The 25,100-nt window shown below is 61.5% G+C and carries 27 protein-coding genes; 13 read left to right on the top strand and 14 right to left on the bottom strand.

Annotation, left to right across the window (positions count from 1 at the left end; translation table 11 throughout):
- Positions 1–331: 331 nt before the first annotated feature.
- The 11 genes from ASC74_RS04135 to ASC74_RS04185 form a co-directional block, all read right to left on the bottom strand.
- Positions 332–1,825, bottom strand: a complete 1,494-nt coding sequence (locus ASC74_RS04135; RefSeq protein ID WP_056739429.1) for a nitrite reductase — start codon at positions 1,823–1,825, stop codon at positions 332–334.
- A complete protein-coding gene (gene cobA, locus ASC74_RS04140; RefSeq protein ID WP_056739431.1) occupies positions 1,822–2,661 on the bottom strand; it encodes a uroporphyrinogen-III C-methyltransferase in 840 nt (279 codons plus the stop codon). The genes ASC74_RS04135 and cobA overlap by 4 nt, the downstream gene beginning before the upstream one ends.
- Positions 2,662–2,731: 70 nt before the next feature.
- Entirely contained in the window at positions 2,732–3,910 is a 1,179-nt protein-coding gene (gene nirJ / locus ASC74_RS04145) for a heme d1 biosynthesis radical SAM protein NirJ (protein ID WP_056739433.1), read from the bottom strand.
- 183 nt (positions 3,911–4,093) lie between these two features.
- Entirely contained in the window at positions 4,094–4,609 is a 516-nt protein-coding gene (gene ahbB, locus ASC74_RS04150; protein ID WP_056739435.1) for a siroheme decarboxylase subunit beta, read from the bottom strand.
- Positions 4,584–5,027: an Lrp/AsnC family transcriptional regulator gene (locus ASC74_RS04155; RefSeq protein WP_056739437.1), complete on the bottom strand. Its 444-nt coding sequence runs from the start codon at positions 5,025–5,027 to the stop codon at positions 4,584–4,586. Before ASC74_RS04155 ends, ahbB (ASC74_RS04150) begins: the two co-directional genes overlap by 26 nt.
- Positions 5,020–5,535 carry a siroheme decarboxylase subunit beta gene (gene ahbB / locus ASC74_RS04160; protein ID WP_056739439.1) on the bottom strand — a complete coding sequence of 172 codons (516 nt, stop codon included), beginning with the start codon at positions 5,533–5,535 and terminating at the stop codon, positions 5,020–5,022. The genes ASC74_RS04155 and ahbB (ASC74_RS04160) overlap by 8 nt, the downstream gene beginning before the upstream one ends.
- Positions 5,532–5,990 (bottom strand): Lrp/AsnC family transcriptional regulator, encoded by a 459-nt coding sequence (locus tag ASC74_RS04165; protein ID WP_056739441.1) that lies wholly within the window; start codon positions 5,988–5,990, stop codon positions 5,532–5,534. The genes ahbB (ASC74_RS04160) and ASC74_RS04165 overlap by 4 nt, the downstream gene beginning before the upstream one ends.
- Before the next feature lies 1 nt (position 5,991).
- Positions 5,992–7,170 carry a cytochrome D1 domain-containing protein gene (locus ASC74_RS04170; RefSeq protein WP_056739443.1) on the bottom strand — a complete coding sequence of 393 codons (1,179 nt, stop codon included), beginning with the start codon at positions 7,168–7,170 and terminating at the stop codon, positions 5,992–5,994.
- Complete coding sequence (locus ASC74_RS04175) at positions 7,167–7,490, bottom strand: c-type cytochrome (RefSeq protein WP_442965764.1); 324 nt, start codon at positions 7,488–7,490, stop codon at positions 7,167–7,169. Before ASC74_RS04175 ends, ASC74_RS04170 begins: the two co-directional genes overlap by 4 nt.
- A gap of 19 nt (positions 7,491–7,509) precedes the next feature.
- A complete protein-coding gene (locus tag ASC74_RS04180; RefSeq protein WP_056739447.1) occupies positions 7,510–7,824 on the bottom strand; it encodes a c-type cytochrome in 315 nt (104 codons plus the stop codon).
- Between the two features lie 24 nt (positions 7,825–7,848).
- Positions 7,849–9,537, bottom strand: a complete 1,689-nt coding sequence (locus tag ASC74_RS04185; protein WP_056739449.1) for a nitrite reductase — start codon at positions 9,535–9,537, stop codon at positions 7,849–7,851.
- Positions 9,538–9,736: 199 nt separating this feature from the next.
- On the opposite strand from ASC74_RS04185, the gene ASC74_RS04190 reads away from it, so the two are divergent.
- The 6 genes from ASC74_RS04190 (at position 9,737) to ASC74_RS04215 (ending at position 15,411) form a co-directional block, all read left to right on the top strand.
- Complete coding sequence (locus ASC74_RS04190) at positions 9,737–10,540, top strand: CbbQ/NirQ/NorQ/GpvN family protein (protein ID WP_046046542.1); 804 nt, start codon at positions 9,737–9,739, stop codon at positions 10,538–10,540.
- Positions 10,524–11,111: a cytochrome c oxidase subunit 3 family protein gene (locus tag ASC74_RS04195; RefSeq protein WP_056739450.1), complete on the top strand. Its 588-nt coding sequence runs from the start codon at positions 10,524–10,526 to the stop codon at positions 11,109–11,111. Before ASC74_RS04190 ends, ASC74_RS04195 begins: the two co-directional genes overlap by 17 nt.
- Before the next feature lie 10 nt (positions 11,112–11,121).
- Positions 11,122–11,379, top strand: a complete 258-nt coding sequence (locus ASC74_RS04200; protein WP_056739452.1) for a cytochrome C oxidase subunit IV family protein — start codon at positions 11,122–11,124, stop codon at positions 11,377–11,379.
- A 240-nt stretch (positions 11,380–11,619) separates the two neighbouring features.
- Complete coding sequence (locus ASC74_RS04205; RefSeq protein WP_033062194.1) at positions 11,620–12,060, top strand: c-type cytochrome; 441 nt, start codon at positions 11,620–11,622, stop codon at positions 12,058–12,060.
- 3 nt (positions 12,061–12,063) lie between these two features.
- Positions 12,064–13,491, top strand: a complete 1,428-nt coding sequence (locus ASC74_RS04210) for a cbb3-type cytochrome c oxidase subunit I (RefSeq protein WP_056739455.1) — start codon at positions 12,064–12,066, stop codon at positions 13,489–13,491.
- A gap of 78 nt (positions 13,492–13,569) precedes the next feature.
- Positions 13,570–15,411, top strand: coding sequence for a nitric oxide reductase activation protein NorD (locus ASC74_RS04215; RefSeq protein ID WP_056739457.1), 1,842 nt, complete (start codon positions 13,570–13,572; stop codon positions 15,409–15,411).
- A gap of 175 nt (positions 15,412–15,586) precedes the next feature.
- Here ASC74_RS04215 and ASC74_RS04220 read toward each other — a convergent pair whose 3' ends face one another.
- Both ASC74_RS04220 and ASC74_RS04225 read right to left on the bottom strand, forming a co-directional pair.
- Positions 15,587–15,787, bottom strand: a complete 201-nt coding sequence (locus tag ASC74_RS04220; RefSeq protein ID WP_177338828.1) for a protein DnrP — start codon at positions 15,785–15,787, stop codon at positions 15,587–15,589.
- A complete protein-coding gene (locus ASC74_RS04225) occupies positions 15,784–16,467 on the bottom strand; it encodes a Crp/Fnr family transcriptional regulator (RefSeq protein WP_046046537.1) in 684 nt (227 codons plus the stop codon). Before ASC74_RS04225 ends, ASC74_RS04220 begins: the two co-directional genes overlap by 4 nt.
- 551 nt (positions 16,468–17,018) lie before the next feature.
- On the opposite strand from ASC74_RS04225, the gene ASC74_RS04230 reads away from it, so the two are divergent.
- Complete coding sequence (locus ASC74_RS04230) at positions 17,019–18,209, top strand: NnrS family protein (RefSeq protein ID WP_056739459.1); 1,191 nt, start codon at positions 17,019–17,021, stop codon at positions 18,207–18,209.
- Between the two features lie 25 nt (positions 18,210–18,234).
- Positions 18,235–18,675 (top strand): CopD family copper resistance protein, encoded by a 441-nt coding sequence (locus ASC74_RS04235; RefSeq protein WP_056739461.1) that lies wholly within the window; start codon positions 18,235–18,237, stop codon positions 18,673–18,675.
- A 75-nt stretch (positions 18,676–18,750) separates the two neighbouring features.
- Here ASC74_RS04235 and ytfE read toward each other — a convergent pair whose 3' ends face one another.
- On the bottom strand, positions 18,751–19,425 hold the full coding sequence (gene ytfE / locus ASC74_RS04240) for an iron-sulfur cluster repair protein YtfE (RefSeq protein ID WP_056739463.1): 675 nt from the start codon (positions 19,423–19,425) through the stop codon (positions 18,751–18,753).
- Between the two features lie 155 nt (positions 19,426–19,580).
- On the opposite strand from ytfE, the gene norR reads away from it, so the two are divergent.
- From norR to ubiU, 5 genes are all read left to right on the top strand, one after another.
- Positions 19,581–21,110: a nitric oxide reductase transcriptional regulator NorR gene (norR, locus tag ASC74_RS04245; protein WP_056739464.1), complete on the top strand. Its 1,530-nt coding sequence runs from the start codon at positions 19,581–19,583 to the stop codon at positions 21,108–21,110.
- Between the two features lie 72 nt (positions 21,111–21,182).
- Positions 21,183–21,830, top strand: a complete 648-nt coding sequence (pdxH, locus tag ASC74_RS04250; protein ID WP_056739466.1) for a pyridoxamine 5'-phosphate oxidase — start codon at positions 21,183–21,185, stop codon at positions 21,828–21,830.
- A 409-nt stretch (positions 21,831–22,239) separates the two neighbouring features.
- Positions 22,240–22,794 carry a molybdenum cofactor biosynthesis protein B gene (gene moaB / locus ASC74_RS04255; RefSeq protein ID WP_046052662.1) on the top strand — a complete coding sequence of 185 codons (555 nt, stop codon included), beginning with the start codon at positions 22,240–22,242 and terminating at the stop codon, positions 22,792–22,794.
- On the top strand, positions 22,791–24,026 hold the full coding sequence (locus tag ASC74_RS04260; RefSeq protein WP_056739468.1) for a molybdopterin molybdotransferase MoeA: 1,236 nt from the start codon (positions 22,791–22,793) through the stop codon (positions 24,024–24,026). The genes moaB and ASC74_RS04260 overlap by 4 nt, the downstream gene beginning before the upstream one ends.
- 76 nt (positions 24,027–24,102) lie before the next feature.
- Complete coding sequence (ubiU, locus tag ASC74_RS04265; protein ID WP_046046530.1) at positions 24,103–25,098, top strand: ubiquinone anaerobic biosynthesis protein UbiU; 996 nt, start codon at positions 24,103–24,105, stop codon at positions 25,096–25,098.
- The last annotated feature ends 2 nt before the right edge of the window (positions 25,099–25,100 follow it).

Genomic DNA, 25,100 nt, shown 5'->3' on the forward strand with positions numbered 1-25,100 from the left:
ACAGGGGAAATGCGTACGCTTGAAGAAACAGGCCGGCCGGTAGGCCGCCTCGCGGTGCTTTTGCGGTGCCCGCACCCTCGAGAGGCCGAGTGGAGGTTCTGCGCAGTGGGCAACCCGGCATGGATGCCGGGTTAGCCGCCCCCGGCCATGGATGGCCGATGGCGGCGGGCCCACGGAGCAGGACCGGAGCGAGGGCATGGCGAGCCTAAGCGAGCCACCGAACGAAAGGGGCAAAAGCCCTTTGGTTACTTTGGGGCTTTTCCAAAGTGACTCGCTGTAAAAGCGAAACCGCCAGCCGCCGTTACCGAAAAAACGGATATACACCCAAGGCCTAATGCGAAGTACCCTCGGCAAACTCAATCTTGTTCCCCACGTTGTACTTGCCCGAAGGCTTGTTCATCGGAATGCGTTTGATCTCCTGGAGGGTGTTGCTGTCGTACACGATCAGCGCACCGTCGGTGGCCCAAATGCTCAGCAGCAGGAAACGGCCATCCCGAGTGAACTCAACATGAGCGGCAGTTTTCCCGGGCATCGGGCGCAGTGTGTGGGCAATTTCAAGCGTCTGTTTGTCAATCAGGTGGATCGCATCGTTGTCCGGCCCGAAGAACACATCACTCCAGGCATACCGTGAATTGACGTGACTGCGCATGAAAAACCCCGGCCCCAGGGTCGGAATTTCCTTGATCAGTTTCCAGGTCTTGAAGTCGATGACCGAGATCAGCCCCTTGCTGATATTCGGCGTGGCGAACACCCACTCTCCGTTACGTTTCCAATAAGTCCCCGAGCCCAAATGCGGCATGCCTGGCAGCGGTATGTCGGTGATCACCTTGCCGCTGTCGAGATCGATCACCTGACCGCCCTGGGCCTTGCGCGACGTCGCCAGCAACTGCTTGTAGTCCGGTGAAAAGGAGAAATCGTCGAGGAAATCCCCGGCAGGAATCCGCCGTGGTTCGAAATTCGGTGTGCCAGCCCAGGACAGTTCCCAGACTTCCTTCACGTCCTTGAGCGCCACGATGAAACTGTCGCGCGGCGGGGCGGAGTAGACCGCGCTGACCCGTGACGCGGTACCGTCCTGACCGATCGTGGGAATGGTTTTGACCAGCGACAGATCGCGGGCATCGAGCACCACCACGTTGCCGGGCAAGTAGTTGCCCACCAGCACCCAGCGTCCATCCTTGCTCACCGCCAGGTTGCGGGTGTTGAGCCCGGCGCGAACCTCGGCGATCAGTTTCAGGTTGTGCAAGTCATACAGGCTGATCCAGCCGTCACGGGAGGCGAAGTAGACGAAGCGTCCATCCGGCGAAAACTTCGGCCCGCCATGCACGGCGAAGTGCGAAGCAAACCGCGCCAGCACCTCAAAGCGGTCACCGTCGAGGATGTCGATGTGATGGTCGCCGGCTTCCACCACCACGAACAGGTTCAGCGGGTCGGCGCCATGCTGGGGTGTGGTGGGCAATTTGCTGAGGTCCGCGAGCATCGAGTGACTGCCGAGAATGTCGTCATTGCTCCAGGTGGGCGGGGTGGCGGGCGGTTGCTGAAGGTAATCCACCAGGGCATCGATCTGCGTGGGGCTGAACACGTTGGCATAGCCGGCCATCTGGCTCGCGGGGCGGCCGTTCTGAATCACGCTGCGGATTTCATCGGGTTTGATCCGGCTGAGACTCTCCGGCAACAACGCCGGCCCCGCACCACCGAGACGATTGGCCCCATGGCAGCTCTGGCAGTGTTGCTGGTAGTTTTTCTCGGCTTGTTCAAGTGCCGGATTCGTAGCGCCGGCCTGGGCCGCAATGACCCATAACAGGTGGGCAAGGACGATGCGCCTCATATCGCCACCTTGGCGTGGCGTTGCAGCGCTTGAGCCGGGTAAAGCCGCGCCGGGTATTCCAGTTGTTCTGCGCCAAACAGATCGACCACCGTGCCGATCACCGTCAGCGTCGGAATGCCCGGTGGACAATCCAGCGCCAGGGTCGGCAATTGGTGCAGCTTGCCACGGGCGACGTGCTGGTCGGGACGCGTGCCGTTGCTGATCAGCGCCGCCGGTGTATCAGCCGACAGCCCGGCTTCGATCAAGCGTTGAGCGATGATCCCCAGGTTCGACAAGCCCATGTAAAACACCAAGGTCTGGCTACTGTCGGCGAGGCTGCTCCAGGGCAGCGACAACTCGCCATCGCGTTGCAAATGGCCGGTGATGAACCGGCAGGAATTGACCAGGTTGCGGTGGGTCAACGGTATGCCCGCGTAGGCGCTGCAGCCGGACGCGGCGGTGATGCCCGGGACCACCTGGCAGTCGATGCCGCGTTGCAGCAGGTACTCCAGCTCCTCGGCGCCGCGACCAAAAATGAACGGGTCGCCGCCCTTGAGTCGGACCACGCGCTGCCCTTGATCGGCGAGGTCGGCGAGCAGTTCGTTGATCTGTTCCTGGGGCAGGCTGTGGCAGCCGCTGGCCTTGCCGACGTAATGGCGGGCGCAGGTGAGAGGGATCAACGACAGTAGCTCGGGGCTGATCAGTCGGTCATAGACCACGGCGTCGGCCTGCATCAACAGGCTCCAGGCGCGCAGGGTCAGCAGGCGTGGATCGCCGGGGCCGGCGCCGACCAGGGCAACTTCGCCCGGTCGGAACGGGGACTCAAGTGTGGCCGGTATAGCAATCGATGGAGGCATGGGACGTCCTTGGTGCTTCATCAGGTTGACCGGCCCCAGCCTTTGTCAGGTGGTTGGCCGGACGGGCTATTCAGTGGGTGATGCAAGGGATGTTTACTGACGGCGGAATTCCGATTTCGTCATCGCTGAGGTGGCAGCCGGGGTCCTGGCCCCACAAATCACCCTCGGCCCAGGCGCGGGTGCGGGTGTTGCCGTTGCAGATGGGCAACCAGCGGCATTGCGCGCAACGGCCACCGACGGCGCGGGGATGTTCACGCAGGCGCGATAGCAGGGCATCCGGCTGATCCAGCCACAACGTGCGGAACGGCGTGCGCCGGACGTTGCCCACCGAGTGCTGCCACCAGTAGGTGTCCGGGTGTACTTCGCCGGTGTTGTCGATGTTGGCGATGCCGCTGCCCGATGCGTTGCCGCCCCAGGCGCGGAGCATTTTTTCCAGCCGTGGGTAATGCTCAGGCAGACGAAGGCCTGCCCATTGCAGCAGGAGAATGGCGTCGGCATCGTTGTTGCCGCTGACAAAATCGCTGTCGCGGCCCTGTTGGATGTCTGCCCAGGCGCGCTCGAAGATCAACGTCATGGCCTCGCGGCTCATCTGCTGGTGCGCATCGAGTTTGCGACTGCGTTTGCCGCGACCGCTGTAGTTGAGGTGCGACAGATAGAACTTTTGCACGTCGTACTCGCGCATCAGCGCCAGCAGTTGGGGCAGTTGTTGATGGTTCTCCTGGGTCAGGGTGGTGCGCAGCCCGACGCGAATGCCCTGCTCGCGACAGAGCCGGATCGCCTGCATGGAACGGGCGAAGCTGCCCTTGAGTTGGCGGAAAGCGTCATGGGTGGCTTCCAGGCCATCGATGCTGATCCCGACGTAGTCGAAATTCGCCGCGCTGATCTGCGCGATGTTCTGCTCATCGATCAGCGTGCCGTTGGTGGACAAGGCCACAAAGAAACCCTTGGTCCGGGCGTAGGCGCTGAGCACAAACAAATCCTCGCGCAACAGCGGTTCGCCACCGGAAAGAATCAACACCTTGACGCCGGCATCGTGCAGGTCGTCAATCACGGTCAGCGCAGCGGCCGTATCCAGTTCGTCGCGAAAGACACTGTCGGCCGAGGTGGCGTAGCAATGTTTGCAGGTCAGGTTGCAGCGTCTGAGCAGGTTCCAGATCACCACCGGCGCCCGATTGCTGCCTGGTGGACTGGTTCTGGGCGCAGGGGCCTGGCCGACCAGTGCACGCAGGTATTGGCTGATCCTCAACATGCAACTCTCCTTAAGTCGGGAACGTGTTCAGCGCGGATGCCCGTAGCAGCTGTCGAGCTTGCGAGGCTGCGTTCGGCTGCGAAGCAGTCGTGAAATCAGTCGATACGGTGTTTCAGATAAACCTCGCACACCGGTTTTACGACTGCTTCGCAGCCGAACGCAGCCTCGCAAGCTCGACAGCTGCTACAAGGTCTGCGTTGAACTGACTGGCGTTAAACGCAAGCCGGTTTTCTTCAGGATGCGGCTGCTCACCAGCATCTCGTCGGCCGCACAGGCGTCGCCCAGCAAATAGCGCAGGTGCTCGCGGTAGTTGTTGATTTCATCGCTGCTGCGGCCATGCACCATGGCGAACAGGTTGTAGCGCCAGTCGGCTCGGCGCGGGCGGCGATAGCAGTGGCTGACGAAGGGTTGCGCGCCAATCAGCGCACCGAGGCGCGGCATGTCGGTGTCGCGCACATCCCAGACCGTCATGCCGTTGTGGCGATAGCCCAGTCGGTAGTGATTGGGCACGGCGGCAATCCGTCGAATCGCACCTTCGGCTTGCAAGCGCTTGAGCAGATCCAGGGTGGCTTCGATGTTCAGTCCCAACTGTTCGGCGAGCCACGCCCACGGGTCGTCCAGCAGCGGCAGACCGGCCTGGGTCAACACGATCAGGCGCTGGACGAGGGTGTCTTCAGGCCGGGAAATACAGACCGACATGGTAGGTTTCCTCTTTGGGCAGGTTGAGCAGCGGCAAGCCGGTCAGGGTTTCGATGTGGTGCAGGGTCTCGATCAGGTCATGTTCAGTTGCGCAGGCGAGCACGAACCACATGTTCCAGGCATGCTCGCGTCGATAGTTGTGCGCCACTTCAGGCAGGTCATGCAGTTGCTCGGCGACGTCTTCAAAACGTTCTTCCGGGACCGCCAGCGCGGCGAGGGTGAAGGCGCCGCCCAGCCGTTCGATGTCGAACATCGGGCCGAAGCGTGTGAGCACGCCGTCATCGAGCAGGGCATGCAGTCGGCCGAGCAGTTCAGTGCTGCTGGTCTCCAGTTCGTCCGCCAATACCCGCCAAGGGTGGCGCACCAGCGGCAGGCCCAGTTGCAAGCGGTTGATCAGGCGACGGTCGAGGTCATCCATGGGTCGGTGCTCCTGTGCGCGAGGGCGCAAAGCGTCCGCCGCACTGTTTGAAGACCTGGGTGCTGAACAGCAGTTGATGGGGCAGGTCGCTGAGCAGATGGTCTTCGAGCAACGCCTGGATCTGCGCCTCCACCTGCTCCCGTTGACGCCCGTGCACCATGCAAAACAGGTTGTACCGCCACTGCGGCAAGCGCCGTGGCCGCTGATAGCAGAGGTTAATGCCGGGCGCTCGCCCCAGGCGCTGGCCGACTTCGTCGATCAGCGCGTCGGGAATATCCAGCACCAGCATGGCGTTGGCGGTAAAGCCCAGCGCGCGATGGTGCAGCACCAGGCCGATACGGCGAAACAGTCCTTGCTCGCTCCACTGGCGCATTTGCTCGAGCACCTGGTTTTCGTCGGTGTTTATTCGTTCGGCGAGTTCCTGATAGGGGCGCGCTACCAGCGGCAATCCGCCTTCGAGGTGCCGGCGCAGCGCCAGCGCTTGTTGGGGGCTCAATCCAGATGTCATGAGTTTTCTCCCAGGGCAAAGCCCAGGTCGATGCGGTAGGCGGTCAACATCGGCAGGTCCAGCGGCATGAGGCCGGTGTCGTTCTCCAGTTCTTTGAGCACGCGGTCGATGTGTTGTCGATCAGGGGCGGTCAGCACAAACCACAGGTTGTAGAAATGCTCCCGTGCGTAATTGTGATTGACCTCCGGGTACTGACTGACGCGATCGGCCACCTGTTGCAGGCGTTCGGCGGGCACGGCGAGGGCGGCGAGGGTGCTGGCCCCGGCGCGGCTGTGTTCGAACACCGGGCCGATGCGTGAGAGGGTGCCGGTCTGATCCATTTCTTCCAGGCAGGCCATTACTTGCGATTCGCGGCACCCGAGAATCCGCGCCATCTCCTTGTACGGTGACGGGCACAGCGGCATGCCGTGCTGGAAGCGGTCGATGAGTTGGCGACTGAGCAGTTCAAGGTTCATTTCAATACCCCATTTTCTGCGCGCGACTGCTGAAGAAGATGCCGCTCGGCGCACTGGCGGGCAGGGTGCTCAGCAGCTTCAGGCGGTACGGATCCCAGACTTGCACCTGATCGCCGTCGCGTAACGACAGCCACAGCTGGTCGCCGCGTGCGGTGAATTCCATGTGCAGCACCGCCGGCCCCGGCTTCAGATCCGCGACCACGGCATGGGTTTCGGTGTCGATGACTTGAACCCGATCGTTGTCCGGGTAGGCGAAATTGACCCACAGCTGCCGACCGTCCGGACGCGAGGTGACGAACACCGGTTGGCCGGCGACCGGGATCACCGCGGTCTGCTGCCAGGTGCGTGAATCCATCACCAGCACTTGATGACGGCCAACGGCGGGCACGAAGGCCTGGTTATCGGCGACAGCCCAGCCTTCCAGGTGCGGCATTTTGTAGACCGGGAGTTTCGCCTGGCCGCGTCCGTAGTCGCCGAGTACTCGCTGCACGCCGCGTTCTGGATGCCAGAGGTCGAGTTGCGCCATGCCGTCTTCCCCGAACAGCCCGGCCATGTAATAACGCCCATCGGGCGTAATCAGGGCGTCGTAGGGTTGCTCACCGATGCCGGTGAAACGGTTGATCTGCGGTGTGTTGCCCTGACTGAAATCGGCGGTCCAGATCTCGCCGGTATCGAACAGGCTGAACACAAAACGTTGCCCCGGCGCGTCGACCAGACCGACCACCCGGGAGCGCTTGCTGCCATCGGCCAGGGGCGTGGCCGGAATATCGGCCACCAGTTGCAGAGAGTCGGCATCGAACACTTTGACCCCGCCGGGCACGTAGTTGGACACCGCGATCAACTTGCCGTCCTGACTGATGGCGCCGCCAATGCTGTTGCCGCCCTGGATGACGCGATGGTCGATACGCCGGGTCAGCAAATCGATTTTGCTCAACCCGCCATCGCGGCCGAATACATAGGCGAAACGCTGGTCACGGGAGAACACCACCGAGGCATGGGACAGGTCGCCGAAACCCTCGAGTCGGGCCAGCGCGGTGTGGGTGTCGCTTTCGATGATTTGCACGCTACCGGTGGCGCGCTCCACGACCACGCCCAAGTCGCCAGTGCCGCGCAACGGTGGCTGAACGCAAGCGGACAACAACAGCCCGGTCGCCGCTGACAGCAGGATTGAACGGATCATGGTGCGGGATATCCCTGGAGAAGAAGATCGACCAGCCAACGGATGTCACCGGGGCTGAGCAACGGAGCCCAACCGGGCATCGCGGTGCCGGGCCGGCCTTGGGCGACGGTGGCAATCAGGCTGTTCCGTGACTTGCCGGCCAGCGCTGCGCGCGTCAGTTCGGGGCCCAGCCCGCCGGTCAGGTGCAGCCCATGGCAGGCGCCGCAGTCCTGGGTCAGCAGGTGTTCGAGTTGCGCCTGACGCTGGGCGTCCGGCGCCGCAACCGCGGTTGCGCAAATGAGGAGGAGGGCCGCCAGAATCACAGCGTGTCGATAAACCATCATGACGCCCTCCAGGCGGTTATTTGAGTGTCAGTACCCAGGTCGCGAGAATTTTTGCTTCTTCTTCAGTCACCGGGTTGGCCGGCATGGGCATCGGGCCCCAATTGCCTTGCGTGCCGTTCTTGATGTGGCCGGCCAGGGTGTCCACGGCCCCGGGTACGCCAGCGTTCTTGGCCGCCACATCCTTGAGCGCCGGGCCGACAATCTTGGTGTCGATGGAGTGGCAGGCTGCGCAGGGTTTGCTCTTGAACAGCTCCAGCGCGTCTTGGGCCATGGCCGGCTGCACACTCAGCGCAGCGGTCAGGGCGAACAGTGAGAACAGAGTATTTTTCATGGTGTTTCCTTGCATTGATGGAGCTCAATAGATGTCGTGTTGGGTGTTGTAGACGTTGAACTTCCCGGTGGGTGTGATCAGTCGTTTGTCCTTGATGACTGACTTGAGCTTCAGTGTTTTGTCGTCGATCACCACCAGCGCCGACTCGTCTGCCTGGCCGCTCCACACGGAGAACCAGACTTCATCGCCGGCCTTGTTGAATTCCGGTTGCACGACGCGCATCGCGCCTTGCTTGATGCCCGCGTACTCGGCGATGGGCAGTACGGTGTAGCCGGCGTCGAGCTTGTCGATGTCGAATACCGCCACCGATTGGCTGAGCTTGGCGTCCGGGTTGAGGGTGGTGTCGACGTACAGGTGGCGAGAGTTAGGGTGGGTTTTGATAAACAGCGATCCGCCGCCCTGGCCCTTGAGTGAGGCGACCTGCTTCCAGGCGTATTGCGGGTGTTTGGTCGGGTCGGTGCCGATTAGCGAGATGCCGTCATCACCCAAGTGGCTGGTGGCCCAGACCGGGCCGTAGGTCGGGTGATTGAAGTTGGCGCCGCGACCCGGGTGAGGGGTTTTGCCGACGTCCACCAGCGCAGTCAACTTGCGCTCCTTGGAGTCGATCACGGCGACTTTGTTGGAGTTGTTGGCGGCGGTCATGAAGTAGCGGTGCGTGCTGTCCCAACCGCCGTCATGCAGGAAGGGCGCGGCATCGATGTAGGTGACGGTGAGGTTTTTGATGTCCTGGTAATTGACCAGCATCACCTTGCCGGTTTCCTTGACGTTGACGATGAACTCTGGCCATTCGTGGGAGGCGATGATCGCCGCGACTCGGGGTTCCGGGTGATATTCCTGCTTGTCGACGGTCATGCCGCGGGTCGAAACGATCTGCTTCGGCTCCAGGGTTTCGCCATCCATGATGGTGAACTGCGGCGGCCAATAAGAACCGGCGATGGTGTATTTGTCTTCGTAGCCCTTGAACTTGGAGGTCTCGACCGAGCGCGCCTCGATGCCCACTTTGACTTCGGCGACTTTGGTCGGCTCGACCGGCCACAGATCGATCATGTCGATCCGCGCGTCCCGGCCAATCACCAGCAGGTAACGGCCCGAAGCCGATATGCGTGAGATGTGCACGGCATAACCGGTCTCGATCAGTTTGACGATCTTCTTGCTGTCCCCATCGATCAGGGCGATCTTGCCGTCATCGCGCAACGTCACCGAAAACAGGTTCGGCAGGTTGAGTTTGCTCAGCTGCTTCTTCGGACGATCCTCGGGTTTGACCAGTACTTTCCAGGTTTTCAGCGTCTCGGCCATGCCCCATTCCGGCGGCGTCGGCGGCGTGTGCTGAATGAACTTGGCCATGACCGTGATCTGATCCTTGGTCAGCGCATTGGACGTCCCCCAGTTCGGCATGCCCGCCGGTGAGCCATAGGTAATCAAGGCCTCCAGATACGGTTGCCCGCGGCTCTGGGTAATGTCCGGTGTCAGCGGTTTGCCTGTGGCCCCTTTGCGCAAAACGCCGTGGCAGCCTGCGCAGCGCTGGAAGTAGATTTCCTTGGATGAGTCGAACTCGGCCTGGCTCATGTCAGGAGCGCCGGCGGTTTTGACCATGGGCGGGGTGGTCGCGGCGGCGGGCTCTTCAGCGCTGGCGGCATGACTCACCGCCAGGGCCAGTGCCGAACACAACGTGGTGAGCGTCAGGGCAAACGTTTTTCTATTGCTGATCAGCATTCCATTTCTCCTCAGGCAAGACCTTTGCGATGTGCTGAAACGGCAGCGCAGAACGCAGGTTCTTAGTGCCGTGCAAGGCTATGCCCGAGCAGGCCAATGTTCGCTTGACGACGATCAAGTTTGCCGGCCATCTCACTTGCCAGGTTGTCGCAGGGGCCCGTAGCGTGTTCCTTGAATCCGCTTCTGGAACAGGCAGCCCATGGACCGTACCCAGTCTTGCGAACACCCGATCGAACCCTTCTACCAACCGCTGAATAATGAGGAGGCGCTGTTCGAACAAGCCTGGCGACACGGCATGCCGGTGCTGATCAAAGGCCCGACGGGCTGCGGCAAGACCCGTTTCGTCCAGCACATGGCCCATCGGCTGAAACTGCCGTTGTACACCGTGGCTTGCCACGATGATCTGAGCGCAGCCGACCTGATCGGCCGTCACCTGATCGGTGCCCAGGGCACCTGGTGGCAGGACGGGCCGCTGACCCGCGCGGTGCGTGAAGGTGGCATCTGTTACCTCGACGAAGTGGTCGAGGCGCGTCAGGACACCGTGGTGGTGTTGCATCCATTGGCCGATGATCGTCGGGAGCTGTTCCTGGAACGCACCGGCGAAGTGCTGAAGGCGCCGCCGTCCTTCATGCTCGTGGTGTCTTACAACCCCGGCTACCAGAACCTGCTCAAAGGCATGAAACCCAGCACCCGCCAACGCTTTGTGGCGATGCGCTTTGGCTATCCGCCGGTGGCCGATGAGGAACGCATCGTTGCCCGGGAAGCTCAGGTGGACAGCGCGCTGGCGGCGCAGGTCGTGCGGCTGGGGCAGGCACTGCGCCGGCTCGATCAACATGATCTGGAGGAGGTCGCCTCGACGCGACTGCTGATTTTCACGGCGCGGATGATCCGCTCCGGCATGAGCCCCCGTGAGGCCTGCATGGCCTGCCTGGCCGAGCCGCTGAGTGATGATCCGCTGACCGTTGCCGCGCTGATGGACGTGGTTGATGTCCACTTCGGCTGAGTCCACGGGCTTCTCGCGCCGTCACTTGCCGGGCGATCTGGCAATGTGGTTTTTCATTCTCGCCGAGCTGTCGGTGTTCGCCATCCTGATCCTGGCGTTCGCCGTGACCCAGGCGCTCAAGCCGCAGATGTTCAGTGAAAGCCGTCTGTTGCTGAACACCTCCACCGGGCTGGCGATGACCCTGAGCCTGCTCACTGCGGGCCTGTTCGCCGCGCTGGCACAGGAGCAAGTCAGGCGCTCACGATCCCGTCACGGCGCGGTCTTCCTGCTGATGGCGTTGCTCGCCGCCAGTGTCTACGTGGTGCTGAAACTCACGGAATACCGGCACTTGCTGGCCTCGGGGCTGGGTATGGAGCACAACACGTTTTTCACGTTGTACTGGATTCTTACCGGGTTTCATTTTCTCCACGTAGTGCTCGGCATGGTCATTCTCGGGTGGCTGGCCGAGCGCTGTCGCCGTGGTCTGTACGACGCCAACACGCGCAGCGGGTTTGAATCCGGCGTGCTCTATTGGCACATGGTCGATTTGATCTGGGTCATGCTGTTTCCGCTGGTCTACGTGCTGAGTTGACGAGGTTCTCATGTCTGTTTCCAGGGTTTTGCTCGTCTGTTGGGCGGCGCTCGCGACGTTAAGTGTGTGCACGGTGGCGCTGGCACACGTCGGTGCGACATCGCTGCTGTCGATTGCCATCTTGCTGGTGGCGGTCGGCAAGGCGTGGCTGATCACCGACGGCTTCATGGAGATGCGCCATGCACCGCGACTGTGGCGGCGCTTGATGTTGAGCTGGGCGCTGGTGTTGGCGGCCGTTGTGGGGCTGACGCTGGTGTCGTTCCGCTGAGGGAATACAGCCCGTAAAACACCGCAACTCTAGTGTGGGAGCGGGCTTGCTCGCGAAGGCGGTGTGTCAGTCGCAATTGATTTGCCTGACACACCGCCTTCGCGAGCAAGCCCGCTCCCACATTCGGTCTGTGTTGTCGGCAATACCCGACCAAAACCATCTGACTTTCTTGATCGCCATCAAGCAGGTTTCGACCCTTCGCTTCCTATGATGGACGGGCCTAGCAAAGAGGAAGCGACCATGTCAGACACCTTCACCAAAGGCATGGCCAGGAACATCTACTTCGGGGGAAGCATTTTCTTCTTCCTGATATTCCTGGCTTTGACCTATCACACGGAACAGACCTTTCCAGAGCGCAGCAATGAAGCGCAGCTCACCGAATCAGTGGTGCGCGGCAAGTTGGTCTGGGAGCAAAACAATTGCATCGGCTGCCACACGCTGCTGGGCGAGGGCGCCTACTTCGCGCCTGAGCTGGGCAACGTGTTCCAGCGGCGCGGCGGGGAGGCGGGCTTCAAACCCTTTCTGCATGCCTGGATGAAAATGCAGCCACTGGGCGTACCGGGCCGTCGCGCGATGCCTCAGTTCAAGTTGAGTGACCAGGAGGTGGATGACATCGCCGAGTTCCTCAAATGGAGCTCGAAAATCAACACCAATGGCTGGCCGCCAAACAAGGAGGGCTAAGCGATGAGCATTGCTAATCCGCATCTGAAATTCGCCTCGCAAGCCGTGGCCAAACCGTACTTCGTGTTTGCCCTGATCCTGTTTCTCGGTCAGGTGCTGTTCGGTTTGATCATGGGCCTGCAATACGTGATAGGGGACTTTCTGTTCCCGATCATTCCCTTCAACGTGGCGCGGATGGTGCACACCAACCTGCTGATCGTCTGGTTGCTGTTCGGGTTCATGGGCGCCGCCTACTACCTGATTCCGGAAGAGGCCGACCGCGAACTGCACAGTCCGAAACTGGCGATCATCCTGTTCTGGGTATTCGCCGCCGCTGGCGTATTGACGATCCTGGGCTACCTGCTGGTGCCGTATGCCGGCCTGGCCAGGCTGACCCACAACGAGCTGCTGCCGACCATGGGCCGGGAGTTCCTGGAACAGCCGACCATCACCAAGATGGGCATTGTGGTGGTGTGCCTGGGCTTCCTCTACAACATCGGCATGACCCTGCTCAAAGGTCGCAAGACCACCGTCAGCATGGTCATGATGACCGGGCTGATCGGGCTCGCGGTGTTCTTCCTGTTCTCCTTCTACAACCCCGGCAACCTGGCCCGCGACAAGTTCTACTGGTGGTGGGTGGTGCATCTTTGGGTAGAAGGCGTGTGGGAACTGATCATGGGTTCGATGCTCGCTTTCGTCCTGATCAAGATCACCGGTGTAGACCGGGAAGTCGTGGAGAAATGGCTCTACGTGATTATCGCCATGGCGCTGATAACGGGGATCATCGGTACCGGTCACCACTTCTTCTGGATCGGTGCGCCCGAGGTCTGGTTGTGGGTCGGTTCAATCTTCTCGGCACTCGAGCCGCTACCGTTCCTGGCCATGGTGATATTCGCCTTCAGCATGGTGAAGAACCGTCGCCGGCAACACCCGAACCGCGCGGCAACCCTGTGGGCCAAGGGAACCGTCGTCACAGCGTTCTTCGGCGCTGGCGTCTGGGGCTTTTTGCATACCCTTGCGCCGGTCAACTTCTACACCCATGGCTCGCAACTGACGGCGGCGCACGGCCACCTGGCTTTCTACGGTGCTTACGCGATGATCGTGATGACCTTGATCAGCTACGCCATGCCACGACTGCGCGGGCTGGGTGAAGCAGGCGATGAGCGCTCGCAGACCCTCGAAATCTGGGGCTTCTGGTTGATGACCCTGTCGATGGTGATGATCACGCTGTTCCTCACCGCTGCCGGTGTCGTTCAGGTCTACCTGCAACGCTGGCAGGTCGATGGCGTCGCATTGCCATTCATGGCCACGGTCGAACATCTGCAGGTGCTGTTCTGGGCCCGTTTTGGCGCCGGTCTTGGTTTCCTGGCGGGACTGCTCTGTTACCTGTTCAGCTTCAAGCAACGTGGCCGCGCAGCGTTGCGCGCCCCGGCTGCCGTTGTTCCTTCATGAGCCGCTGTAACGGCTAGAAAAGGTCGGCCCGGCTGATACAGCGGGCCGTTTTTTTGCTTTACAAAAAGGGCAATGACCATGGCCTTTACCGTCGAACTGGAAGAGTGGGTCGGCAGCGTCTGGCATCGTTTCATCACCCGGCGCGCCAGCCCGGACTTCCCCGAAGCACGCGTCGAACTGGCCAGCCAGCAACGACCGCTGGCGCTGCTGTTTCGCGCCATGGGTGGCGCCAATGGCGTCGGCGTGGAAGCCGCCAGCGACCGTGATCTGCTGTTGCGGCGCAACGTGCTGCAGCAGATCGCCGGCACCTGCAAGCAAGTGCCTTTGGCGTGGTGCGACGCGACGAACCTTCGTCTGCCGTCGAGCCTGGCGGTTTTTCCTGAAGTCGCGCTGAACGAGGAACTCTATCGTTGGCTCGCATTGCTGGCGGCCCAGGCCGGGCAGATGCGGCACTGGGGGCGGGACAATCAGCGCTGGACGCAACAGCTGTTGCGGCGCTATCCCGCGTTGCGTGCCCGGTACAAACGTTTGGTCGATGCCCATCTGCAACTACGCCCGGATCCGGCCACATTGAATGCCGGTGAAGCTGCGCTGGAGCGGGCGTTATGCCAGGCGCTACGCGAGCCAGGCAGTGTCGAACATTTTCCCCGCAGCGAACGGGCCGCATGGCCGTTGCCGCTGTGGTTGTACCCGCCAGAAAACCTTGCGAGTCCGCAGGCTGCCGACCTCGGTGACGAGTCGGAAGAGTCGCTGACGACCCCGCCCGGTGAGCAGAAAGGCGCAAGTAAACGCGCCAAGCGGATCGATGAAGGCAGCCGCGACGGCGGGTTGTTAATCGTGCGCCTGGAAAACCTGTTCAGCTGGACCGAACACGTCGACCTCGATCGTTGGTCAGACGACAGCGAAGATCCGGACGCGGCCAGAGTCGCCGAGGACCTCGACGAGTTGAGCTTGTCGCGTACTCGTCTGCGCAAAGGCGGCGGCCTCAAGCTGCACCTGGATTTGCCACCGGCCGATGTCGACGATATCCCCCTGGGCGAGGGCATCAAGTTGCCGGAGTGGGACTATCGCAAACAGCAAATGCAGGACGCCTTCGTCAATCTGCAAATGATGGTGCCCCGCGACTGCGAGGCGCAGCCATTGCCGCCACGGCTGAAGGCCTCGGCGCACCGTTTGCGCCGGCAGTTCGAGCACCTGCGCAATGATCGCCAATGGTTACGCCAGCAACCCCAAGGGTCTGAACTGGACATGCAGGCCTGGCTGGATTTTCACGTTGAGCGCGAGCATGGCCAATGTGCGGAGCGAGGTCTGTTCATGGAACAACGGCGGACACGCCGCGACCTGGCGTGCCTGTTGCTGGCCGATGTGTCGATGTCCACCGACGCGCATTTGGACGATGAGCATCGGGTGATTGATGTGATCCGCGACAGCCTGTTGCTGTTCGGCGAAACCCTGTCGGTACTCGGTGATGATTTCGCCCTGTACGGGTTTTCCTCGCTGCGTCGTCATCAAGTGCGCATGCAGGAACTCAAGTCCTTCACCCAGCGTTATGACGACAACACCCGTGGTCGCATTCAAGGGCTCAAACCGGGTTATTACACCCGCATGGGCGCCGCCATCCGCCACGCCACCCAACTGCTGGGCAAGAGCAAACGACGCAGCAAGCTGTTGCTGCTTCTGACGGATGGCAAACCGAATGATCTGGATCTGTATGAGGGGCGTTACGGCGTTGAAGACACCCGCGAGGCGGTGCTGGAGGCGCGGCGTCAGGGGTTGACGCCGTTCTGTATCACGATTGACCGCGAGGCCGGGGATTACTTGCCTTACATGTTCGGCGCCAACGGCTACACCTTGATCCGCCAGCCCGAGCAATTACCCCTGCGCTTGCCGCAGTTGTATCGTCAGCTGACCCAGCCGTGATCAACACGGTCTGTAGCAGCTGCCGAGCCTGCGAGGCTGCGTTCGGCTGCGAAGCAGTCGTAAACCCTGAGCCCGCGGTTTAACTGATACGCCGCGGTGAATGGTTTTACGACTGCTGCGCAGCCGGACGCAGCCTCGCAGGCTCGGCAGCTGCTACAGGGGATAGGTGGGGGATTTAGGAGATGCTGCGTGGCAGCCAGAAAAACATCGTCACGCAGAAGATCGTCAGGCCGATGCAGAACCACATGAATCGGCGCAGCCGGCGTTCCCCCGCCTGTGCAGCCAATGCCGGCAGGGGCATGCCGCATTGGCGGCATTCGGTTTCTTCTGCGGGGTTGGCGTGTTGGCAATACAAACAGACGGGCATGGCACTCACTCGAACTGTTCCAGGCGCAGACGATCGAGAATGGCGATCTGGCGGCCGTCCTGGGTGATGATTTTTTCATCGATCAGGCGACGGATGATCCGCGAAAAGGTTTCCGGCTGGATCGACAGATGCCCGGCAATCAGTTGCTTGGCCATTGGCAGTTCGAATTGGCTGTCAACGGTTTGCTGGCGCACCAGTTGCGTCAGCAGATAACGCACGACCCGGTGGGTGGCGTTTTTCAGGGACAGGGTTTCGATTTCGTTGACCCGTTGATGCAGGCGAACGCAGAGCTTGCCGAGCAGCGCAAAGGTCAGTCGGCTATTGCTCTGCAGCAGGCGCATGTAGGTGTTGTTGGATAACCGATAGAGCTGAGTCGGGCAGATCGCTTCGGCCGAGGCCACATAGTTCGGGGTGTCCATCAGCATCATCGCCTCGGCGAAGGTTTGCCGATCACCAATGACCTCAAACACTTTCTCCTGCCCATCCGGTGTCAGTCGGTAGATTTTCACCGCGCCGGCAATCACGAAATAGAACGAGTCTGCCGGCTCGCCCTGGCGGAACAACGGTTCGCCCTTGTCGATGCTGAGCAGGTGGCTGGTACTCATCAATTCATCCAGCTGTTCTTCGTTCAACGGCTCGAACAAGTGATGACTGCGCAGAATCTGGTGATGGACGCGATGAAGCACCATAAGAATTCATCCTGAGGATTGAGGAGGGGGTGGCGATCAAGTCAAACGAGGCCCAGCGAGACGCCGCTGGCCAACGCCAGAACCGAGGTCAACACCACAAACCAGGCCAGTGGCTGGATGACTTTTTTCATGACGACTCCTGGGGATCGAGAGGGATCAAGGTTTCTTTGATTGCTGAAAGCTTGAGCAAGACGCGGGCCATGCCTGGAGGCCCTTGTTTATTGGGGCTCTCAGATAAGAGGGTAAAAATAACCACGAGGTTTGGGGTTTAAATAACCATTTAATGGTCATTTGTACCTTGAGCTGATCACCCCTGTGGGAGCGAGCCGGCTCCGGGCGGCGTTCCGACGATAGCGGCGGGTCAGCCGACATTGATGCTGAATGTGCCGCTGTCATCGCGAGCAGGCTCGCTCCCACAAGGAAAAACTCCCTCGCCACAGGAATACAAGAAAGCTGCAGGGCACGCCCCTTGCACACTTGATCTGCGACAAAGGCAATTGATCGCCAATACCCGATGATTGCCCCATGTAGCAAGATAAAGGAGTGGCTTTATGCAAGTGCTCGACCGCCGTAAAGCGATGGCCATCGCGCCGCTGTTACGTTTGGCCTTTCGGCCATTTTTTCTCGCAGGCTGCCTGTTGGCGGTGCTGGTGATTCCAGTCTGGCTCGCCGCCTTCAGTGGTGCGCTTTCCGGCTGGCAGCCGGCGGGTGGCTGGCTGGGCTGGCATCGACACGAATTGTTGTTCGGGTTCGGCTTGGCGATCATCGCGGGCTTTCTGCTGACGGCGGTGCAAACCTGGACCGGACGCCCCGGCCTCAGCGGGCGACCCCTGGCCGCGCTGGCGTTGCTGTGGTTGTTGGCGCGCGTGGCCTGGCTGGTCAATGCGCCGTGGCCGGTGCTTGCGGTGCTGGAGTTGGCGTTCCCGCTGGCGGTGGCCGCGCTCATGGGTTTCACCTTGTGGAAGGTGCGGCAGAAACGTAACTACCCGATTGCGGTGGTGCTGTTGTTGTTAGCGGCGGCCGACGGATTGTCCCTGTACGGTCTGGTCGCAGGTCATGAAGGCTGGCAGCGTCAAGGCGTGCTGACCGGCCTCTGGCTGGTGGCGGCAATGATGGGGTTGATCGGCGGGCGGGTCATTCCGTTCTTCATACAGCGCGGTCTCGGCAAGGTCGAGGGCGTTACCCCTTGGCCTTGGTTGGATTGGTTGCTGCTGATTGGCTCTCCTCTCGTGGCGTTGTTGTATGCCGCCGGACCAGCACTTGAGCCCACTCTCTGGGTCGGCCTGTTGTTCGCCGTGTTGGCCGCAGGGCATCTGGTGCGTCTGGTTCGCTGGCATGATCGCGCCCTTTGGCGTGTGCCGTTGCTGTGGTCGTTGTACCTGGCGTATGCCTGGTTGGCGGTGGCCTGTCTCGCAATGGCGCTGTGGCATTTCGGTGTGCCGATCAACCCGAGTCTGGCGGTGCATTGCCTGACGATTGGCGCCATGGGCGGCCTGGTGCTGGCGATGATCGCCCGGGTCAGCCTGGGGCACACCGGCCGCGCGCTGGAGCCGCCATCGGGCATGACGTTGGCGTTCATTCTGCTCAACCTGGCCTGTCTGAGCCGGGTCGTGTTGATCCTGTTCTTTCCCCTGCCTGCGTTGTGGCTGGCCGGTCTGTGCTGGGCGCTGGCGTTTGCGCTGTACGCCTGGCGCTATGGGCCGATGCTGCTCCGGGCCCGGGTGGACGGTCATCCGGGCTAACCACGTGAACTGATGGAGGCTGCCGGTGTTATATCCCTTTTTACTGGTCACCCACTTACTGGCAGCGATTGCCTTCATCGGCACGCTGTTTTTCGAGGTGGTGATCTGGCACCGCGCCCGTCAGCAGTTGGCGGATACCGCGCAAACGACCGCAGATCAAGCGATTGCAGTGCGCTCGCGCAAGGTGCTGCATGGCGTGGTGTTGCTGTTGTATGGCGCCGGCATCAGCCTGGCGTGGCAGCACCGTGGCGTATTGAGTCAGCCGCTGGCGAGTAGTTTTGGCACGTTGCTGAGTCTAAAGATCGTGCTGGCCCTGAGCATCATCGGCCATTACTTTCTGCTGGCGTATTGGCTGAAAAGCGCACGACTGACCGCGACCCGCGCCAGCTGGATTCGCCGCAGCATCCTCGGGCACATGGTGTTGATCGTGATCCTGGCCAAGGCGATGTTCTATTGGCACGGTTGATCGTCCGCCGTCCCTGACAGACAAAACCCGCGTCAACCGGTGGGCTGGCGCGGGTCGGGTGTGAGCGGCAATCGATCAATGACGACGGTTCAAGGCGTTAACAAACAACACGTTGTTTTCCAGATGGATGTGTTGCATCAGGTCATCACGAAACTCCAGCAGCCCACGATAAAGGGCGCGCCAGGTGTTACAGGCATCGGCCGGCGGGGTGATGTTGTTGGTCAGCGCGAGCAGCCTCTCCAATGCTTCGCCATGTTGATCATGTTCAAAGCGCAGCACCTGGATCGGCGGCGCGGCCTGAGGTCCGATGCCCTGTTGCAGCATCGGGAAGAGCACTTGCTCTTCCTTGAGCATGTGGCCTTCGAGTTCTTGTTGCATGTCGGTCAGCAGATCGGCCAGGCCATTGGGGCAGCTGCTGCGCGCACCATGGACCTGCTCGACGCGACGGGCCAGGCGGATCAGTTCCGGCAGTTGCTCGCGGTGGCGGGCGTGGTAGCGAGCCAGAAGGTGGGCGATCAACAGCTCCGACGGTTCGTTGCGCCAATCGTGTTGGGTTTCGCCGGTGTCTTGCAGCCGGTGCAGCGCATCGGCAATCAGGGCCGGATCGAGGTCTTTGCCCGCGGCCGCTTCACGCAGGCTTTTATGCCCGCCACAACAGAAGTCCAGTTTGAAGGTGTGAAAAATCCGCGTGGCGCCGGGAATGTCGCACGCCAGTTGGCCGAGGCTTTGTTCCAATAGGGTCAGGCTCATCAGGGGTTCCTTGTTTGGATTTCAACGGTTCCCCAGGGTCATTGCATCCGGCATGCCATATTTAACGTATTGAAAAATATGGCTTAATTTTTAGTTGTGGTGATAGGCACCCGGACGCTTTAGGGTGAATCCAACCATAGAGGGTAAAAACTACCATGCTGCGTGAAAGCCTGGCGGCCGACCTGATTGTCGAGTTGCCCAATGCTGTGCGGTTGCAACGACTGGTCCAGACCCTGCGCGAGTACTTCAACAGTGGCGCCGTGGGACTGCTGCGTCTGGATGACGACAGTTTGAGGCCGGTCGCGACGGTGGGGCTGGTGCATGAAGCGTTGGGCCGCCGGTTTGTCATCGCCCAGCATCCGCGGCTGGCGGCGATCATGGCGTCGCGCGAACCCACCTGGTTCGAGCCCGACAGTCGCCTGCCGGATCCTTATGACGGCTTGCTCGACAATCACGCTGGCGAACCGATGCCAGTGCACGACTGCATGGGCGTGAGCCTGTATGTGGAGGGGCGGATCTGGGGCGCGATCACCCTCGATGCGCTGCACGCCGGGACCTTCGACAGCCGTGCGCGGGAAGAGCTCAAGCGCTGCACCTTGCAGATCGAAGCCGCCGTGCGAGTCACCCGGCTTGAGCAGGAAAACCGCAGCCTGCGCCTGTCCCGCAGCGATATTCAAGATGTGCGACGGCCGGCTGATGAAGGCGAAATCCTCGGGCAAAGTGAGGTGCTGCATCAGTTGCTCAATGAACTGGACGTACTGGCCGACTCCGAGCTGCCGGTATTGCTGTTGGGCGAGACCGGTGTCGGCAAAGAGCTGTTCGCCCGGCGCTTGCATCGTCTGTCGCGCCGCAGTCATAAGCCGCTGGTGCAGGTCAACTGCGCCGCCTTGCCGGAGTCTCTGGCAGAGAGTGAATTGTTCGGCCATGTCAAAGGCGCCTTTTCCGGTGCCACCAGTGACCGTGCCGGACGTTTCGATGCGGCCAACGGTGGCACGCTGTTTCTCGATGAAGTCGGTGAATTGCCATTGGCCGTGCAAGCGAAGTTGCTGCGCACCCTGCAGAACGGCGAGATCCAGCGCCTCGGCGCCGACAAGCCGTTGCATGTCGATGTGCGCATCATCGCCGCGACCAACCGGCACCTGCCGGACAGCATCCGCGACGGCTTGTTTCGGGCCGATCTGTATCACCGGCTCTCGGTGTACCCGGTGCCGATCCCGCCGCTGCGCGAGCGAGGCAACGACGTGTTGATGCTGGCCGGGCATTTCCTTGAACTCAATCGGGCACGGCTCGGTCTGCGCGGCTTGCGTCTGTCGCCGGCGGCCGAGCGAGCGCTGCTGACTTACAGCTGGCCGGGCAACGTGCGCGAGCTGGAGCATGTGATCAGCCGAGCCGCGTTGAAGCAGCTCAGTCGCGGCACCAGTCGTACGCTGATCATGACGCTGGAGCCCGAGATTCTGGACCTCGACAGTGCCATGGGCGGGCAGGGCGCGGTCGTCGAAAGTCCCCTGGACGTGATGGCTGATGAGCCGTTCCAGCCTTTGGGTGAAGCGGTCGACGATTACCAGCGCAAGAAAATTCTCCAGGCCTTGAGCCTGTCCGGGGAGAACTGGGCCAGCGCTGCGCGGATTCTGGAAGTCGATCCCAGCAACCTGCACAAACTGGCTCGGCGTCTGCGTCTCAAATAAGGTTGATGGTGATCAAGGTGCTGTTGCGCTGTGTCTTGCACACTGGGCAGAACCTTTTTGGAGATCACCGTCATGCCCCTTTCCCTGGCACAGATGCGCCGCAACTACACCCTGTTTGGCCTGCAAGACGAGTCGGCACTGGACGACCCGATGGCGATGTTCCGGCAATGGATGGAGCTGGCCCGCGACACCGAGCGCGTGCCTGTCGAAGCCAACAGCATGGTGTTGGCGACGGTCGACAGTGAAGGGCGCCCGCACTGCCGGGTCCTGCTGCTCAAGGGCTTGAGCGATGAAGGCTTCACCTTTTTCGGCAATTACCAGAGTGACAAGGGCCAGCAACTGGCCGCTAACCCGCATGCCGCCATGACCTTTTTCTGGCCGGGGCTGGAGCGTCAGGTGCGTATCGAAGGCCAGGTCACCAGGCTCGATCCGACGCTGTCGGATGCGTACTACGATTCCCGCTCACAAGACAGCCGCCTGGGCGCCTGGGCTTCACCGCAAAGCCGACCGCTGGCCAATCGGGCCGAGCTTGAATCGCTGTTGCTACAAACCACCCAACGTTTTGCCGGCAAGACCGTGCCTCGGCCCGAGCATTGGGGCGGCTACTGCCTGCACCCTGAGCGTCTGGAGTTCTGGCAGGGGCGTGCAGACCGCTTGCATGACCGTCTTGATTACCGGTTGTGTGACGGCGTATGGCAGCGAAACCGCCTGGCGCCTTGAGCAGAACGTGTAGCAATGAAGAACAATGTGGGAGCGGGCTTGCTCGCGAAGGCGGTTGTGTTTGTAATGAATCGATATACAGCCGGGACGGCCTCAACAGCAGGGGGCCGTCAGCGACAAACGCGCCTTGAGCAGAACGTGGCAGCGAAACCGCCTGGCGCCTTGAGCAGAACGTGTAGCAATGAAGAACAATGTGGGAGCGGGCTTGCTCGCGAAGGCGGTGTGTCAGGCAACATTAATGTCGACTGACACACCGCCTTCGCGAGCAAGCCCGCTCCCACAGGTATGCGCTCGACTTACGATTGGTAGTGTCATTGTCCCTGACGAGGTACCTCCTTGGAGGAATAGGCTCACTGCGAATTCCAGTTCAGGCTTTGTCCCATACCCTCATACACGGGAAGGCTTGGATATGGCCCATCTGGCGCAACGCACGTTTGAACCCCTGAACATCGCCGTGCTGACCATCAGCGATACGCGCACCTTTGACACCGACACCTCGGGGCAGACCCTGACCGATTTACTGCAAACGGCCGGGCATGTTTTGATCGACCGTGACCTGGTCAAGGACGACATTTATCAGATCCGCGCCAAGGTCTCCCACTGGATCGCCGACCCTCAGGTTCAAGTGATACTGATGACCGGCGGCACCGGTTTCACCGCGCGCGACAACACTCCGCAAGCGGTTTTGCCATTGCTGGACAAACACGTGGAAGGCTTCGGTGAATTGTTCCGTCAGGTGTCCCTGGCGGAGATCGGCATGTCCAGCCTGCAATCCCGGGCATTGGCCGGGATGAGCAACGGCGTGCTGGTGTGCTGCGTTCCGGGTTCGCCCGGCGCGTGTCGAACCGCCTGGAACCAGATCCTGCTCGAACAATTGGACAGTCGCACCGGCCCGTGCAATTTCGCCCCGCATTTGAAACCGCAAGCACAACGGGTCATCGACGCCTGCGAGACACGCTCATGACCGGCCGGGTGTGTGACCTCGGCCACCTGATGCCGGTAGACGAGGCCATCAGCCGTCTGCTGGATCAGGCACCGCCGCCGCCCCTGGCGCAAAAGATCGGGCTGGATCAAGCCTTGGGGCGGGTGCTGGCGGTGGACATTCATTCTCCCGTCAACCTGCCGGCCTGGGACAACAGTGCCATGGACGGTTATGCCCTCAGGGCCGCTGACCTGCCACTGGACGGCGGCTGTTTGTTGATTGGCGGACGAATTGCGGCGGGGGATCAGGCGTGCTCGCCGTTGCTCGCGCAGCAAGCGGTGCAGATCTTTACCGGTGCGCCATTACCGCCGGGTGCCGACACGGTGGTGCCGCAGGAGCGCTGCCGGATCGATGGCGAGCGTGTCTGGTTTCCGCCCGTAAACGCCGGTGATCACGTGCGCAAGGAAGGTGAGGAGGTTCGCCGGGGAGACCTGTTGCTCCAGGCCGGTAAACGCCTGCGTGCGCAGGAAGTGGGGTTGCTGGCCGGCGCTGGCATCGCTCGGGTCGAGGTCTACCGCCCGTTGCAGGTGTGTTTGCTCAGCAGCGGCAATGAACTGCGTGAACCGGGCGATCCATTGGCGCCGGGGCAGATTTACAACAGCAATCGCTACTGCCTCGCGGCGTTGTTGAGCGGTTGGGGCGTCGAGGTGCACGACTACGGCGTGATGGCCGATGAGTTGGCGGCCAGCCGGCATGCCTTGAGCCTGGCGTCCTCGGAATGCGACCTGCTGTTAAGTTCCGGGGGCGTCTCGGTGGGCGAGGAAGATCACCTCAAACAGGCCATCGAGGAACTCGGCAGCCTGGACTTCTGGCGGCTGGCCATTCAGCCGGGTAAACCGCTGGCCTTCGGCGAAGTGGCCGGCAAACCCTGGATCGGCATGCCGGGCAATCCTTCGGCGGCGCTGATTACCGCGTTGGTGGTGGTGCGTCCGTTCCTGCTCAGGGCTCAAGGCGTGAAAGACGTGTTGCCGGTGCCAATGGCCGTTCCCGCCGGGTTCGACTGGTTGCAGCGCAACAAGCGTCGGCAGTACTTGCGGGCAAGACTCACTCCTGACGCTAACGGCCAATTGAGTGTGGAGCTGCACCCTCAGCAAAGCTCGGCGATGTTGACCGCCGCGTGTTGGGCCGACGGGCTGGCGGTGATCGAGTGCGAGCAGCAAGTGCTCAAGCACGACAACGTGATGTTCCTGTCCTTCGCCGACCTGATGCATTGATGGCAATTGATTGCCGTCAAGGCTCTGCCTGCCGGTCTCGCTAGACTGGCAGCGCGTTTTTCCATGAGGATTACCCATGCAACTGGTCTGCCCGGCAGGCAACCTGCCTGCGCTAAAAGCGGCGGTGCGCGAAGGCGCCGATGCCGTTTATGTCGGTTTTCGCGATGACACCAATGCCCGGCATTTCGCGGGGCTGAACATGGACGACAAACAGTTCGACGCGGCGGTCGCTCACATCCGCCAGCATCAACGCAAACTCTACGTCGCGGTCAACACCTACCCGCAACCCAAGGGTTGGGAGCGCTGGCAGCGCGCAGTCGATCGCGCCGCCGATTTCGGCGTGGATGCGTTGATCGCCGCCGATCCCGGGGTACTCAACTACGCCAGCCAGCGGCATCCGCAATTGGCGTTGCACCTGTCGGTCCAAGGCTCGGCGACCCATGCCGCGGCGTTGGAGTTTTATGCGCAACGCTACGGGATTCGTCGCGCGGTGCTGCCGCGAGTGTTGTCGTTGGCGCAAGTGCGCCAGGTCGCCGCGAGCAGCCCGGTGCCCATCGAAGTGTTTGGCTTCGGCAGCTTGTGCATCATGGCCGAAGGGCGTTGCCATCTGTCGTCCTACATCACCGGCGAGTCACCGAACCTCTGTGGCGTCTGTTCGCCGGCCAAAGCGGTGCGCTGGAGCGAAGACGCTGAAGGCTTGAGCGCGCGGCTCAGTGAAGTGCTGATCGACCGTTACACCCCTGACGAACCCGCCGGTTACCCGACCCTGTGCAAAGGCCGTTTCCTGGTCGGCGGCAAACGCTTCCATGCGCTGGAGGAACCCACCAGCCTCGACACTCTGGACTTGCTGCCGGAATTGACGGCCATCGGCGTCGAAGCCGTGAAAATCGAGGGCCGGCAACGCAGTCCGGCCTATGTCGAACAGGTCACCCGAGTCTGGCGCGCGGCACTGGATGCCCATCGTGGCTCGCCGGGCAGTTTTCGGGTCAAGGAGGAATGGCGTCGGGTGCTGGCCGGTTTGTCCGAAGGCAGCCAGACCACCCTGGGTGCTTATCATCGATCATGGCAATGAGG

This window comes from Pseudomonas sp. Root329 (assembly GCF_001424925.1).
In the GTDB taxonomy this organism is placed as follows: Bacteria; Pseudomonadota; Gammaproteobacteria; order Pseudomonadales; family Pseudomonadaceae; genus Aquipseudomonas; species Aquipseudomonas arabinosi.